General features: G+C 60.3%; 7 protein-coding genes and 5 pseudogenes. 6 read left to right on the top strand and 6 right to left on the bottom strand.

Going from position 1 to position 14,912, the window contains the following annotated elements; genetic code table 11:
* Positions 1 to 695: 695 nt before the first annotated feature.
* Complete coding sequence (locus ACFOJ9_RS02955) at positions 696 to 2,780, top strand: DNA/RNA non-specific endonuclease (RefSeq protein WP_378976927.1); 2,085 nt, start codon at positions 696 to 698, stop codon at positions 2,778 to 2,780.
* Between the two features lie 168 nt (positions 2,781 to 2,948).
* Here ACFOJ9_RS02955 and ACFOJ9_RS02950 read toward each other — a convergent pair.
* A protein-coding gene (locus tag ACFOJ9_RS02950) for an IS630 family transposase (protein ID WP_378976925.1) occupies positions 2,949 to 4,072 on the bottom strand; the annotation gives its coding sequence in 2 pieces (ribosomal slippage) (positions 2,949 to 3,478 and positions 3,478 to 4,072; 1,125 coding nt in all).
* Positions 4,073 to 4,105: 33 nt separating this feature from the next.
* On the opposite strand from ACFOJ9_RS02950, the gene ACFOJ9_RS02945 reads away from it, so the two are divergent.
* On the top strand, positions 4,106 to 4,423 hold the full coding sequence (locus ACFOJ9_RS02945) for a LexA family protein (protein WP_095081630.1): 318 nt from the start codon (positions 4,106 to 4,108) through the stop codon (positions 4,421 to 4,423).
* 178 nt (positions 4,424 to 4,601) lie between these two features.
* On the opposite strand, the gene ACFOJ9_RS02940 is transcribed toward ACFOJ9_RS02945, so the two are convergent.
* The 3 genes and pseudogenes from ACFOJ9_RS02940 to ACFOJ9_RS02930 form a co-directional block, all read right to left on the bottom strand.
* Positions 4,602 to 5,258, bottom strand: coding sequence for an RloB family protein (locus ACFOJ9_RS02940; RefSeq protein ID WP_378924436.1), 657 nt, complete (start codon positions 5,256 to 5,258; stop codon positions 4,602 to 4,604).
* Between the two features lie 3 nt (positions 5,259 to 5,261).
* On the bottom strand, positions 5,262 to 6,503 hold the full coding sequence (locus tag ACFOJ9_RS02935) for an AAA family ATPase (protein WP_378976924.1): 1,242 nt from the start codon (positions 6,501 to 6,503) through the stop codon (positions 5,262 to 5,264).
* Between the two features lie 737 nt (positions 6,504 to 7,240).
* Positions 7,241 to 8,163: pseudogene (locus ACFOJ9_RS02930) on the bottom strand (IS21/IS408/IS1162 family transposase); the annotation flags it as partial.
* Positions 8,164 to 8,219: 56 nt separating this feature from the next.
* Between ACFOJ9_RS02930 and ACFOJ9_RS02925 the strand changes: the two are divergent.
* Positions 8,220 to 9,245, top strand: a pseudogene (locus ACFOJ9_RS02925) (IS256 family transposase); the annotation flags it as partial.
* 373 nt (positions 9,246 to 9,618) lie between these two features.
* On the opposite strand, the pseudogene ACFOJ9_RS02920 reads toward ACFOJ9_RS02925, so the two are convergent.
* Positions 9,619 to 10,840 (bottom strand): annotated as a pseudogene (locus ACFOJ9_RS02920) (IS110 family transposase).
* 257 nt (positions 10,841 to 11,097) lie between these two features.
* Here ACFOJ9_RS02920 and ACFOJ9_RS02915 point away from each other — a divergent pair.
* Positions 11,098 to 11,319: pseudogene (locus ACFOJ9_RS02915) on the top strand (transposase); the annotation flags it as partial.
* Positions 11,320 to 11,360: 41 nt separating this feature from the next.
* Here the strand turns inward: ACFOJ9_RS02915 and ACFOJ9_RS02910 are convergent.
* A pseudogene (locus ACFOJ9_RS02910) lies at positions 11,361 to 11,854 on the bottom strand (IS21 family transposase); the annotation flags it as partial.
* 458 nt (positions 11,855 to 12,312) lie between these two features.
* Between ACFOJ9_RS02910 and ACFOJ9_RS02905 the strand changes: the two are divergent.
* A complete protein-coding gene (locus tag ACFOJ9_RS02905; protein WP_378976922.1) occupies positions 12,313 to 14,073 on the top strand; it encodes a hypothetical protein in 1,761 nt (586 codons plus the stop codon).
* A gap of 331 nt (positions 14,074 to 14,404) precedes the next feature.
* The gene (locus ACFOJ9_RS02900; RefSeq protein ID WP_378921789.1) at positions 14,405 to 14,716 is read left to right on the top strand and encodes a PAAR domain-containing protein; all 312 of its coding nucleotides are present in this window, start codon (positions 14,405 to 14,407) and stop codon (positions 14,714 to 14,716) included.
* Positions 14,717 to 14,912 lie beyond the last annotated feature (196 nt).

The raw sequence follows: 14,912 nt of genomic DNA, 5'->3' as shown, positions 1-14,912 counted from the left end.
AATCAGAACAAGCCGTTCACTGCAAACAAACGACTCCGATTAAGGGAAAACCGCTCTAGCGTCTCATACGGAATTTGTGCCACCAGCGTGAGAACGCTGTCCGACGTTAGAGCCGTCGGCACATCGGCAGTGCCACCACGGGGTGGAGCCTGGAAGAGATTCTTCTCGCAGCCCGACATGCTAAGTAAAATGAGAAGGACCGGAACGAACCGGCGGGTTGCGACGGCTAAGTGAGCGACACGCAACTTCATGCCAGGTCTGGTACGCGATGCCATGGACGTCTCCCCCAAGAATGCTTTGCACCTGCTGAAGCGGCGTCGCTGAATGTCACCGCTTTGTGATCTCTACGTGATCGAATGATCTTCAGGTCCCCATGCGGAGGCCGGCGTCGAAGCTCCTGCTGCCAAAAGACAGCCGAAAAAGCGATCCCGCACGAGGAACTTAGTTGAGAACTCTATTCTTAACATTGACCATACGTTACTCTTTGTTGCATAGTGATGTAAGAGGAGGCTGGAATTTTTTAAGAAATTGACAGAGCATCATCGCGATCGAAAGGCCTTCGTGTGAAAAGTTGTTAGCCGCTTAAACATTCCGCCGCTTGAGCGTTTGTCGTATGAAGTCGAATCTCTCAATCGCCATCCTCAAACAAAGTCCATCGTCTTTCCTTATTCAGGCCGTTAGAAGGAAGGGCCTACATGGCCGCGACTAATTTATTCGACGAGCGCCGCCGCGCGGTAATGATTGCAGCGGCGAAGCGATGGAAAACGCAGCCGCCGACGCCTGCGACGACGCAAGTGACGCCATCGGAACAGGCGCGCTACGACGCTCGCCGTTCGAGCTTCGTTCAGGCGAGCGAATTGAAGGCTCAAGGCCGTCTTCCGGTGTTCGTCGAGCGCAAGATCGGCCCCACCCTTGACTGGTACACCTTGCCGCCTGACGATGCTGCTCGAGCCGCTGGCCTGCCGGTCGCGCGCATCGTGGTCAACGTCGATCCGAAGGTCGATCCTGTCGGGTTTGCGACCGGGTTCATGATTTCACCCAACGTTCTTCTGACCAACTGGCATGTGTTTCCGGATCCCGGCTCGGTTCGAGGAACAGGCGCCAACTTTCTTCACGATCAAACGGCATCGGGTGTCACTCGAGGCATTATCTTTGAGTTCGATCCGGATGCGCTTTTCTTCTCGGCGGAGGATCTCGATTTCGCGATCGTCGCGGTGAAGCCGAAGGCGGTCACTGGCGAGCTTCTTTCTTCCGTCAACTTCCTGGCGATCAATGGATCGCGGTCAAAGATCCTGCCAGGAATGCCGATCCGGATGATCGAATATCCTGATGGCGGGCCAAAGCGCTATGCGATGGAGAATTGCCGGCTGCTCGAACTGCGGGACGACGGTTTCCTCCGGTACGAGACCGACACTGAGGGTGGATCGTCGGGCTCACCCTGCTCCTCGGAAATATGGGAGGTAGTCGGTTTGCACCACGCCTCAATCCCGAAAATGCGAGGCAATACTATTCTCAATAAGGACGGTTCGGCATGGTCACCTGGCCAGCCGGATGAGGGGATAGACTGGATCGCGAATGAGGGTGTGCGCATAAGTGCGTTGGTCAAGGCCTTCGGCGGACTTGTGCCGACGACGCCCTCCTCCAAACGCCTTTTGGACGAATTGCTGGCCAACACGACCGATCCTACCGATGAGGTCGCGAAGCTAGCGACGCCTCGCGCGCCAGAAGCGCTTAATCCTCTGCTACCTGATCCCTCCAAAATTTTCGCAAACGTGAAAGGAAACGCAATGGGCGGCGTTACCATGAATTTTTCCGGACCAGTGACGATTTTCATTGGTAGCGGCGTGCCGGCATCGCAGCTTCCACTGGCGACGGCCGAGATCGCGGCAGACGAGGCGCTCGAGAAGGCACTGCGCTTCGACCCCAACTACGACGATCGAGAAGGCTACAACCCTGATTTTCTCGAAAACGATATCGCGGTGCCGCTGCCTCGCATTTCGCAGGAGCGGGACCAGGAGATGTACAAGGAAAATGGCCAGATCGTCGTGCTCAAGTACCACCACTTCAGCCTGGCGATGAACGCTTCCCGGCGCATGCAGATGTGGTCGGCGGTCAATGTCGACTACGATGCATCGAAAAGGACCTCCAGCGGCCGCGCCTTCTTCGGTCAAGATCGTTGGGTGTTTGACCCGCGAATCCCCCAGAAATTCCAGTTGGGCGATCCCGACATCTATGAGCCCGCCAAACAGATCGACCGGGGCCATATCGTGCGCAGGGAAGACAATGCCTGGGGTGATACGCCGACGGAAATCGAGTTTGCCAATTCCGACACGTTCCACTTCTCAAATTGCACGCCGCAGCACGCGGCGTTCAACCGCTCCCAACCGGGAAAGCAATGGCCGGGAGTTCAAGGTTTGTGGGGCGGTTTCGAAAACCACATTCAACGCGACTTACAATCAGGTGACACGCGCGCCTGCATCATAGCGGGACCGATCTTGGAGGCGAACGATCCGTCTGAGGATTTTGGAACCGGCGTGGTGCAGTATCCTCTCGTCTTCTGGAAGGTGGTTGCGGTCTCGGCGCGCGATACCAACGGTCGCCGGTCCCTACGCACCTACGGCTTCAGGCTTTCCCAGAAAGACGTCGTCGATCGGTTCGGAGTGGAATTCGCGCCCGGTGAATATGCACGCTATCAAGTCGCCCTGTCAGCCATTAGCCATGAGGCCGGCGTTATTTTTGACGATGTCCTCTTGCGCGCCGATACACACGCCGAGGCATAACATGACAGTCAGCGTCGCCGAGACGGCTCGCGGCCGCACGTTGCAGTGCGCTTCGGTCCAGAAGACCGAATGTCCTTTTCACAACCCATTGCTTACAAATCGATATTTCGCATTTTTTAGTTGTGTGCAAGGATTTGTGTAATGCAAACTAGTACCTCTGCACAGAGGTTATGACTCTTTGGAAGTCGGCTTGGGATAGGCTTTGGCCATCTTAAGGCGTGCGTTTTCGGTAGAGAACATCCAGTTGATGCGAGCGCCACTGGTGTTTCGCAGGTGCTCCCAGGCAGCGGTCTCCGCGACGAGGCGATCATAGCTATTGATGCGACGATCGAGGCACTGGCCGCGCAGGACGCCGATTTCGATCTCGACCATGTTGAGCCAGCTGGCGTGTTTGGGCGTGTAGTGGAATTCCAGCCGTCGAAGGACGCGTCGCGCCTCTGAAGCAGGCAGAGCCTGGTAGAGCGCGGCGGCCGAGTGGGTTGACAGATTGTCGAGCACTACCCTGACGCGTTCGGCCTGCGGGTAATGGATATCGACGAGGTCGCGCATGCAATGGGCAAAGTCTTCCGCGGCGCGCCGCTCGGTGACCTTGACTTTGCGCCAGGAGCGGTGTGCGTCGAGGAAGACGAACAGGTTGGCGGTGCCGTTGCGCTTGTACTCGCAGTCATACCGCTCAAGCCGGCCGGTTCGGCCGGGATCGGCTGTCGCACCTCGCCGATGAGTTGGGTCGGGCTTTCGTCGAAGCACACCACCGGTCGCTTCGGGTCCGGTGCCTCGGCATAGAGGTCGAGCACGTCCTCCATGCGCGCGACATACTCGGCGTCGACCTTGGGGATGCACCACATGTCCTTGCGCCAGGGCTTGAGATCGTTGTCTGCCAAGCGTCGGCGCACCGTCTCGCGCGACAGTTCCTGGTGATCGGTCAGCTTGACGAACTCACCGGCCAGCAGTTCCAGGGTCCAGCGGGCGCGGCCCGGCGGCGGACTGGAACAGGCGGTGGCCACCAGCAGGGCTTCTTCCTTGCCCGTCAGCTTGCGTTGCGCGCCTGCGCGTGGCTCTTCGCTGAGCGCCGCCTCCAGACCCATCTCCACGAAGCGGCGCTTGGTGCGATAGACAGTGGAGCCGCCGACCACCACCGTCGCGGCAATGGCCTCGTCACCCAAGCCCGCGTCGACGGCGAGCAGGATCTGCGCCCGCTTGAGCTTGCGAGCCGGCTGCTTGCCGCCTGCCAGCATCGCTGTGAGTTCATCGCGTTCGGGTTGGTCGAGATCGACACGATAGCGTAGATTCATCCAGAAAGCCTCCTCGGTTGCCAAGGGTTCCGGATGAATCGAAAATTGAATCAATTACTTGACGGGCAAACGCCTGCGGGTCCCAGCTTCACCGAAAAACAGGGCCAGTACCTCGCCTTCATCTGGGCTTATATGCAGATCAACCGCCAGCCGCCGGCCGAACGCGACATGCAACGCTATTTCGGCGTCACCCCGCCGTCCGTCCACCAGATGGTGCTAACCCTCGAACGCTCCGGCCTCATCCGCAGGCAACCAGGTGTCGCGCGCAGCATCCAACTGCTCGTCGACCACGACATCCTACCCAAACTTCAGCCGGTTCAACCCGTCATAACCTCTGTGCAGAGGTACTAGCCTCAGGCTTTGTCACGTTCGACCAGGCACGCACCATTGGGTTGAGATGATCGGTGCTCAAAGGTAATTGCTGAGGCGCATGGCGGCGCAGTCCACCCAATGGCGAGTACGGGCGTCGTGATCGAAGTCGGCCTCCCATCCAGGGGAAGACCGAACAAGACCACGATTTGGAAGGTGGTTATCCCCACGGTACAGGGATCGATAGGAGTTTGTTGGCGACTAGGTCGATGTCTGTGTACGGGTCAGACCCGTCGGCCGGATTGAATGATTCCCGAAGGTGCGTCGCACGCTGCGTAGCAGTCCCGATATTGCCCTTGGTATCATCGTAGACTGTGGCGCTGTTTTTCGCGTAGGTCGGGTAAAAGGCAGGCTTCTTCAGTTCGGCGTAAACCTCAGTTCGGTGTATGGGTGCCAGAACGCTTTTGAAATGGAGTAGCAGCCATAGCTCGAAATTCGGCACGGATGGGACGGCCGCGAAAGGGACACGGACGCCCGCCTCATTCTTATAGCTGTTGTTGAGCGCGGACGCCCGGTCCAAAGCATTGTTGTAGGTATGGTGATCGTCGCGATCGAAAACGGCATAGACTTCGTCGAACGCCCTCCCCTCGGCGAGGAATTTGTCTAGGGCATAATTCACTACGCTGAGAGGATCCGTCCCGTAATCTGACGGCAAGATTTGCACGCGTGCGCCGCTGAGACGCCGTTCGCGTCGTATCGCATTGAAATAGTTTCTCTCGGTCTTTTCGCCCTCGCAGACAATGAGAATGCGCGGCGAGCTCTTCTTGCGGCCCTGAGTGCGGCGGAGCGATGATTCAGAACGTGCTCGTCTCTCCATAGGCTAGTCCTGCAACGGTTCCAGGATCGGTATGCCACCGTAGCGTCCGCCCAGATAGCCCTTTTCCAGGGCCTCACCCTTCCGCGGCGAAAAGTCGAGGAGCGGGAAGAAATGTGAAGCCTGCCCCTGGTCCTTTTCCGCGAACCAGATCTGGTCTCTGCGCAGGTGTTTGCTGTCGAGGAGTGAGACATCGTGAGTGGTAAAGATCAGTTGGGCGCCATGCCGGTTCTGCTGAGGATCGTTAAACATTGCGACCAGTTGCTGCACCAACAACGGATGCAGGCTTCGGTCAAGTTCGTCGACCACCAGCAATCGACCGCGCTGAAGAATGTCGAGCACCGGTCCCGCCAAGCTGAAAATAATCTGAGTCCCGGATGACTCGTCCTGGAAGTCCAAGGGATAGGTCACACCGTTGGCCAAGTGACCCAGCTGCGGCATATTGAATTCCACCTCAGATGTTTCGTGCAGGCCGCTTGCCAGATTCACCTGCAACTGCTGCCCACGTCTCTTGTCAAAGGCCAAGCTGGAAACCCCAGTGTCAGCGGCAGAGAGTAACGACACCACGCGCCGCTGGCTCCCGGAATCCTGGACATAGTTGGCGGTGAAATCGGTCCCGATCGCGCCGCCTTGGAGGGAAACCGCCATATCGTCGACGAACTTCTGGTAGAGCGGGCGCAACTGTTCGTTGTTGAGATTAACCGCCGTGGTTAGGAAGAGCACTTCCTTGCGCGTGGCGCCCTCCCACACCTTTTTCTGGCCAAGGAAATAGTCACTGTAGGTGTACCTATATTTTCCCGTCTTCTCATCGCGCTTGCGATGAAACCAGACCTGCGGCTTGGCAGTCTCGTAGACTTGGAGCCATTCCTCAATGATCGCGCGACGTGTGAACTCGAAGCCGTACTGGTACCGCACCCCATCGATTAGGAACGTCATCTCCAACAGCGTCGGATAGCTCGCGGCCTCTGGACGCAGCGCGAACGGCGACAGATTGCTCTCTTGATCCGGCTGGACTTGGTTAGAGGTTGCGACCATGAGCTGCATGAATTGAAGAGCGCGCACCACATTGGTCTTGCCGCTAGCGTTGGCTCCGAAGATGGCAACCGCGTTTACCACGCGCTTGGCCTTTTCCAGTCCGGTCTCACGCGTATGGGTGGCCTGCATCGAAGTGTCGCTGCTCGCCGTCATGCGTAGAACAGCCTCGTCCCGGAACGAACGAAAGTTCTTTATCCGAAATTCCAACAACATAGCTACGACTTTCCTGTTTAAACGTGATTGTCACGTAAAACGTGCAAAAAGTAAAGATATTTCGGTTATTTATCCGATATCGCGGCACTCTCCTTCCGCGCCGCGCATTCTGCCAACGCTCCCGTATGCTGCACGAAAGCCGGAGCACCTTCACCGGCACGACATCACATACAAAAAGCGCGGCGACCTCTTCGGCGATCGCAACGAATAGATTTGCGGCTTCTTTCTGACCGCACTATCGATCGGGATTCAGACGGCGTTTAAGCCGCTCTGAAGAGGTCATTTCCCGCGGGTACATCACGGGAGAGCATGATTAGCGCGTAGCCGTCGCGTTGCAGAAGCACCTGCTCGTAAAGAGGCACAGGTCGGCGACCTCTTTCCACATGGAGCCATACGCCGGCGTCGGTTTCGTCGATTTCGCTGGGTACGCCCAGTTCATGTGTCCGGCGTCGAAGGAGGGCGTGTGCGGGGACCATTGCCCCGGCAGAGACCGCCAATTTGGGAAATTTGAGGGCGTCACGATAGTCGCGCAGCCCTTGCCGTTCTGTGTCACCACGATCGCGACAGGTTCCTCGCGGAAACGCACGTACGCTCGGCCGGCCGCCTCTTTGCCAACATCGTACTTCCTGGCGACAGCTGACAGGCGCTGAGCCCCCAGAACAAAACCGTCGAAAGAAACCGAGGCCCGACGGCCGAATGTTTCGTCCCATCGCAATAGCGTTGAAGTCGGGCATGCCAGTCACGGCCGGCGCTGGATCGCGCCGCCGCGCCAGGATGTTGATGATGACGGCGGATGAGCAGACATTCTGATCGAGCGCTTCCTGGCAGGCAGCCTCCACGGAATCGATGCCGTCGGTCAACACCGTGGCCAGGATCGATACCATCTGCCGATCGCCGTCATGCGCCTTCAATTTGCGTCGGATACGCTCCATCGCTGGTGGCAGAGCCAGTCCCGGAATGGCGCCATTGCGCAGCGCACCGGGCTTGCGGGCAAGTACAGGGACCTAATGCCAGGGATCGTAGACTGTCTCGTTGCGCCCGAAGGAGGGGGCATGTTCGGCGACGACCACGCCATCCTGGCGGATGACGATCCTGTCGGTATAGGCGTGGATCTCGACCGGGCGGCCGACGGCCGTCGACAGGACGGAGTATTTGTTGGTGTCGAAGCGAACCGTGCAGGTCTTCGACACGGAGGCCGGCACCGTGTGGAAATCCGTCGAAGGGGCCGCGATACTCGACCAGTTTGCCGCGATCTTCCTCGAACACGTTCCAGATCGTTCGTTCCGGTTGCTCGACGTGACGGTGCGCCTTGGCGTAGGGGACGCACTTGTCCTGCAGCCAGGCGTTCAGCTCCTCATAGGTCTTGAAGCGCAGCCTGGCGTGAAGAAGCGCTCGCGCACCAGCCCGACCTGGTTGTCGACCTGACCCTTCTCCCAGCCAGACGCCGGCGTGCAGGCGACCGGCTGCACCAAATAATGGCTGCACATCTGCAGGAGGCGGCGATTGTATGGGCGGTCCTTGCCAACAAAGATCGTTTCCACCGCCGTCTTCATGTTGTCGTAGTGCCGCGCGTGCAGGCGCCGCCGAAGAAGGCAAAGGCCCGATCGTGGGCGTCGAACACCATCTCCTGCGTCTCGCGCGGACAGGCCCTGACGAACAGGGACTGTCAGGAATTCCGTGTGCGGGCGGGCATACTGGGTAAAAAGGATTCCTACTATGACCCGACGCAAAGAACCTGCAATACCGAATGATCTTCTCGACCAGCTGCTGGCAGGAGGCACAGCCAGTACTGCCTTCGAACAGGGCGGCCTGCTGGATACGCTCAAGAAGGCTCTGACGGAGCGCGCGCTGAGCGCGGAGATGGACCATCATCTGGCGAGCGGCGAAGACGCTGGCAATACGCGTAACGGCTATGGCCGCAAGACGGTGACGACCGAGACCGGCAAGCTGGATATCGATGTTCCGCGCGACCGCCAGTCGAGTTTCGATCCGCAGCTGATCGCCAAGTACCAGTGCCGTTTTCCCGGATTTGATGACAAGATCGTATCGATGTACGCGCGCGGCATGAGCACCCGGGAGATCACCGGGCACCTGCGCGATCTGTACGGCATCGAAGTGTCGGCGGACCTGATCTCAACGGTGACGGACGCCGTGCTCGACGAAGTCTCCAGCTGGCAGCAAAGGCCGCTCGATCCGATTTACCCGCTGGTCTTCTTCGATGCGATCCAGGTCAAGATCCGCGATGAAGGGATGGTCCGCAACAAGGCCATCCATATCGCACTGGGCGTGCGCGCCGATGGTGCAAAGGAGGTGCTGGGCCTCTGGCTCGAGCAGAATGAAGGTGCCAAGTTCTGGCTGCGGGTGATGAACGAGCTCAAGAACCGTGGCACGGAGGATATCCTTCTGGCTGTTGTCGATGGCCTGAAAGGCTTCCCAGACGCGATCACCGCAGTGTTCCCGGAGGCGATCGTCCAGACGTGCATCGTCCACCTGTTGCGCAACTCGATGGACTTCGTGTCTTGGAAAGACCGCAAGAGCCTCGCCAGCGCACTCAAGGAAATCTACCGCGCCGTCGATGCCGATGCCGCCGAAAAGGCGCTGGCGGCGTTCGAGGCCGGCCCTTGGGGCCAGCGCTATCCCGCCATCGGCCAGAGCTGGCGGCGCGCCTGGGGCGAGGTCATTCCATTCTTCGCGTTCCCTGACGACGTCCGTCGGATCATTTACACCACGGATGAGATCGACAAGCGCTACGGATGAGATCGACAAGCGCTACGGATGAGATCGACAAGCGCTATTTTGTGACGAGCCCTGGAACCTCCCCGAGTATGTTCTTTGGTTCGACCGCATCGCTGGTGTTCTTCCGTCCCGACCGCCCCATTTCACAGCCGCCGCGCGCAGGGGCAGTCAAGGCTGGCCGCGTTTTACGCGGCCACCGCAAGGCTTGGGCCTTGATCGACCCGAGCACGGCGGCATGCTCCCGATCGGATCGGGGTGCAAGGCGCCCCCGAGGGGCTGGCGCAACTGGAAATACCCGACGCAGTCAGCTATTGTCTTCGTGCGCGGGCGACCTCGTGGCGAAGCGTGGTGCATCGGCTGAAAGCGCCGCCGGGCCGCCTTATTCGAGCCTTGCCGGACTGAGGCGCCCGCGCGCCTTTTCCTTTGGCAGGCGCGGGCGCCAAGCCTCAACGAAGTGTTCGTATCCTTTCTGGGCCTGCTCGGCGACGCGCATCTCCTGGTTCCGCAGCTCCTTGACATTGTAGGCATAGGTCGGACCGCGGCTGTTGCCCTTCTTCTGCGGCTTGCCGGCCTGCAGTTCCATGCTGCGCATCTTGTGTGCAACCAGACTGGGTCGCGCCCAGAGGTAGTCCGCCTCCTTCGTCAACATATGCCAGACGAGCACCGTCAGCTTGCGCGCCACGGCGACGGCGGCAACCTGATGGCCGCGCCGGGCCCGGATGCGGACAAAGAACGCATGGAGCGGCCCCGGCGTCTTGGCGGCCGCCCAGGCGGCTTCCACCAGCATCGCGCGGGCATGGCTGCGTCCGACCTTGCTGATCCGCCCGTGATGGGCAGCACCGAGCCCCGACTGGCGCACGCGTGGGTTCAGGCCGAAATAGCTCACCAGTTTTTGCGGGCTGGAAAAACGGCCGATGTCACCGACAGCCGCCACTAGCCCGCCGGCCACTGCGAGATTGACGCCAGTGATTGTGAGCAGCCGTTTGATCACCGCATCATCGATGCGCGCTCTCGGCAATCTCCCGGTCAAGTACGCGGAGATCGTCACCCAGCCTCTCCAGTTCCCGGATATGGCGCTCGATTGCGGCGCGCTCGTCATCTGGCACCGGCTGACGGGTGAGCCAGGCACGACCGAGGCGCCCGAACAGGTCGGCATGGGGGCACCGCGGAATCAGGTGGGCGTAGAGGATCGAATGTACCTCGTTCTTGATCCGGGTCCGATGCCGCACGACCTGGTAGCGCCGCGCGACCAGTCTGCGCATCCGCTCCGTGGCGGCATCCGGTGTCCAGATCTCCGGCAGGTAGCCGGCTGCGTACAAGCTGGCCAGCGTGCCAGCGTCGATCTTGTCGGTCTTCATATGAGCGTGCGCGATCGCTTTGACCTGCAGCGGGTTGGCGATCACCACCCGCTTCACGAATGGCGACAGCACCCGAGAGACCGCCATGCAGTTGCCGGTCGCCTCGATCACCACCTCGTCCGTCGCCAAAAGGCTCTTGCCGAAGCCTTCCAGCGCCGTCCGGGTCATGTCGACCCGGCCCACATGCCGCAGCCGACCGTCTTCCCAAATCACCACCTCGCCAAAGGTGCGGTGGGTGTCGATTCCGATTACACGTCGCATTCCTCTGTCTCCTTTCGATCAGTCAAAGGGGAGCGGCGGGCGACACGACAACTACGGATCCGCGCTCTCAGCGCAACCGGGCGAGTCGCAGAGGCGGCCATCTACTAACACGAGCTCGCAGCTCAACGTACAAGATCGGCCTGCCCGCACCTTCGTGCTCCCGGTGCCTCTGTCCCGGATGGTCGCACCATACGCCGCGATCGCGAAAACCGCAGCCGGACATCGGCACCGCCATCTTCATACCGGTTACGAACTCAATAGAGGCGTTGAACTCGAAGCTCAGGCGGGCTGTCGGGGCCAGGGGCCACTTCCCAAGCGACGATGCGGCAACCAAGTTGCTCTACCTGATCTTGAACCGATCCGAGAAAGAGTGGAAAATGCCGCCACGTAAGTGGACCATGGCCAAGGCCCAGTTCGCCGTCATCTTCGGCGAGCGCTTCATCCGGGCCATGGCGGCGTAATGTTCAACCGCCCGCCCGCACACGAAATTCCTGACAGTCCCGACGAACATCATGCGGCTGTGGCAGAGCCGGACATGGGCGACCTTCACGGTCACCGTCACGCCGTTGATCAGGACGATCTCGTGGCTCCAGTCGAACTGGTAGGCCTCGCCCGGCGCGAAGAACAGCGGCACATAGGCGTCCGCCATCGCCGACCCCTGTGCCTTCGCCCAGTTCTTCGCGTATCGACGGACGGCGTCATAGCCTCCCTCGTAGCCGAGGCTGCAAAGCTCTTCGTAAATCCGGATCAGTGTCAGCTGCTCGCGCGCCGTCTTGCCACGGTTGCCATTCAAAAACCCGTCTAGCTGATCCTGCCACGGACCGATCTTGGGCTTGGGCTGCCGCTCGCGTTCGTAGGGGAACGATGTCTCATCGGACCTGAGTATCTTGCGGACTTGTTCCGCGACACATGCAGTTCGCGGCAAATCCGCTTGAGAGACCATCCCTGCACATGGAAGGCGCGCCGAACCCGGGCAATCGTATCCACCGACTTCATCCCCACACCATCCACTCGCCACGACGAGCTGATGGTCGCAAATCAAAGCCTTCACACTTGGGCGTCCAACCTATTCATACTGACCATTATGCATAAGAGCTCTATCACCCGCTGGATCCGGCGTTGCTGAATGCTCTCGAACGCGCATGATGGCATATCCGTTTTATATGGGACGCTTCAGCACATCGCAGCTAAACAAAGAAATGCCGTTTTGCCGGCCAGGAGATAGGGAGAGTTGGGGACAGTAGTCGGCCCGGCAGGAGCGGCTGGTGAGGCGATGGGCAAGGAGTTGAAAGCCGCGTAGCCAACGCTCAACGAGGCGCGCCCGACCGGCGACGGCCATGTGGAGCTGGCGTTTGGGCCCAGCTCAGGACGAACTGGCCCGCGAGATCAAGTCGCGCTGATGCCAAGTGCTCCGGACCAAAGGCTCGAAGTTGTGAGTGAGGACACCAAGCGAAATGATGCCACAACTGGACCACTGGCTCCAACAGGTAACAGGAATAACGGGGCTGCTCCCGGAGTTACTCGGCGCGATTGCGGAAAGGCTCAGCCCGATCGATCTGCTGGCGGTGTCGCAGACAGACGGCGAGCTGCGTGCTGCTGTCCAAATGTCCGCGGCGTTGGAAGAAAGGCGCCAGATGGCAATCCGGGTTCAGGCCGTCTGGAGCAGGTTAATGGTCCCGCAGCCAGGAGTCGCGAATCCCTATGTCGGACTAATGGCTGCCGGCGCGTTGGAATCTCTGGCATCCAATTTCAATTGCCTGACCGGCGTGCAGCAGGAGCAGCTCGTTGCCATCGCCGAAGGACTTAACAACCCCGAGCACCGCGTCTTTGCCCTGCAAGCCCTCGGCGGGGGGCTGGGAGGGCTCGCGCCCACGCTTCAGCAGCGCCTCGTCGAGGTCGCCGAAGGACTTGACGACGAAGAGCACTGCGTCGATGCCCTGGCAGCCCTCAGACAAGGGGTGGGAGGGCTCGCGCCTGCGCTCCAGCAGCGTCTCATTGATCGCGCCGAGGCGCTTGACCCCGAACTTCGCTTCTCGGCCTTGGATGACCTCGGGCTGGCCGTGGGTGACTTTACGCCCATACTCCAGCAGCGTCTCATCGAACTTGCCGAGGGGGTTGGCGATCCCCAGCTTCGCGTCGCTGCCCTCGCTGGTCTGGCAATGGGTGTGGGACGGCTTGTGCCGGCGCTCCAGCAGCGTTTCGTCGATCGCGTCGAGGAGCTCAACTCGGAAGACTGCGTCTCGGTGTTGTCAGCCCTCGGGATAAGCGGGGGAGAGTTTGTGCCCGCGCTCCAGCAGCGTGTGGTCGACCTCGCAGCAGGGCTTGTCGATCCCGAGCATCGCGCTCAAGCCCTGGAGGACATCGGACCGAACCTAGGAGAGCTTGCGCCTGCACTACAGCAGCGCCTCGTCAGGCTCGCCGAGGCGTTTGTCGATCCCGAGCTTCGCGCTAAAGCCCTGCGGGGCATCGGAACGAACCTAGGATCGCTTGCGCCCGGACCACAGCAGCGCCTCGTCGTGCTCGCCGAGGGGCTCGCCCAGTACGAGCATCGCGTCACAGCTCTGCTGGGCCTCGCAGTGGGCGTCGAAGGACTTGCGCCCACGCTCCAGCGGCGCCTCGTCGACCTCGTCGTGAACCCTGACCTCGAAGATTACTCCTCGGCCCTCGCAGCCCTGAAACCAGCCGTAGGAAAGCTTGTGCCCGAGCTACAGGAGCGCCTCGTCGCGCTCGCCGAGAATCTTAACGACCAAAGCCATCGCGTCATTGCGCTGCAAAGTCTCGGAGAGAGCGCGGGATCGCTTCTGCCCGAGCTACAGGAGCGCCTCGTTGTGCTCGCCGAGAATCTTAACGACCAACGCCATCGTGTCAATGCGCTGCAAAGCTTCCGAGAGAGCGCGGGATCGCTTCTGCCCGAGCTACAGGAGCGCCTCGTTGTGCTCACCGAGAATCTCAACGACCCACACGATCGTGTCACTGCGCTGCTAAGCCTCGGAGAGAGCGCGGGATTGCTTCCGCCCGAGCTACAGGAGCGCCTGGTCACCTTCGCCGAGAGTCTTAACGACCCGGACAACCGTGTCGCGGCCGCGCGGGTCCTTGGAGCAAGCGTGGGAGCGTTTCCGCCCGCGCTACAGCAGCGTCTCGCTGCTATTGCTGAAGGTCTTGTCCATCCGTGGGCTCGGGCTGCCGCCCTGGCAGCCCTGTGTCCTAGGAACTAAACCCATTCACTTGGGGTTTTTCCGCCCAGGGTAATTCAAGTCTTGCAATCGGGCGGCCTCCGGCCGCGTTGCCGGTACGAACTGATGGAGCACGAAAGCTTGATCATGTCACCGCTGTTGGCAAATGTCTCGTGGTGTTCTCGCGTCGGTCATTCGCGTCCTGAACAGCTCGGAAATGTCTGGTCGAATGGGTCATGCCCTAGCCCGCGGCGTCCGGGCTCCGTCGAAGTCGAGAACGGTCGTCGTGCCATCAGCTCATCTTGAAATCGCCGGATGGCTCCTGTGGATCTCGATCAACTTTCTGGGAGCATAATGGGACGGGACTGAGAAGATGGACATGGTTGGACAACTTGTTAGCCTCAAAGGCCACATGCATATCTGCCCCCTGGTCGAGCCTGGACCACGGCCGCATATCGGCGGCCCCGTGATCTTGACCGGTCAGAATTTTGTCTGCGTGGAGGGCGTTCCAATCGCCACCGTGAGCGACAGATGCCTATGTTCCGGCGCGCCGACAACCTCCGACAGCATTAAAGAAGGCTCTTCAATCGCGCGGATCAACGGCAAGAGGATTGCGCGGATGGGAGATTCCTGTTCACACGGTGGGCGCTTGGTTCAAGGCGTGCCGTGGATAACGTTCGAGTAACATCGCCGGCGAACGCGCTGGCGCCGACTCGAACTTCGAGACGCCGCGGCATCGTGCAGGGCAACGCCACGCCGCCGCTCGTGCCGATGCCGGAGGCGATGAAGCGAGAGCTTGAAGAATACCCCGGGCGTATTTGCGACCAATTCTGCGGCGGAGCGGGCAACAACTCAGGATGCGGGCGGCCGAGGCCGAGCAC

The organism is Mesorhizobium cantuariense, from assembly GCF_042647205.1.
GTDB classification, from domain to species: domain Bacteria; phylum Pseudomonadota; class Alphaproteobacteria; order Rhizobiales; family Rhizobiaceae; genus Mesorhizobium; species Mesorhizobium cantuariense.
This window is presented reverse-complemented; position numbering and strand designations above follow the sequence as displayed.

Coding starts and splice junctions, on each gene's coding strand:
- ACFOJ9_RS02905 (WP_378976922.1), top strand. CDS start 12,313: ATGATGCCACAACTGGACCACTGGCTCCAACAGGTAACAGGAATAACG.
- ACFOJ9_RS02935 (WP_378976924.1), bottom strand. CDS start 6,503: ATGTTGTTGGAATTTCGGATAAAGAACTTTCGTTCGTTCCGGGACGAG.
- ACFOJ9_RS02940 (WP_378924436.1), bottom strand. CDS start 5,258: ATGGAGAGACGAGCACGTTCTGAATCATCGCTCCGCCGCACTCAGGGC.
- ACFOJ9_RS02955 (WP_378976927.1), top strand. CDS start 696: ATGGCCGCGACTAATTTATTCGACGAGCGCCGCCGCGCGGTAATGATT.
- ACFOJ9_RS02900 (WP_378921789.1), top strand. CDS start 14,405: ATGGACATGGTTGGACAACTTGTTAGCCTCAAAGGCCACATGCATATC.
- ACFOJ9_RS02945 (WP_095081630.1), top strand. CDS start 4,106: ATGAATCGAAAATTGAATCAATTACTTGACGGGCAAACGCCTGCGGGT.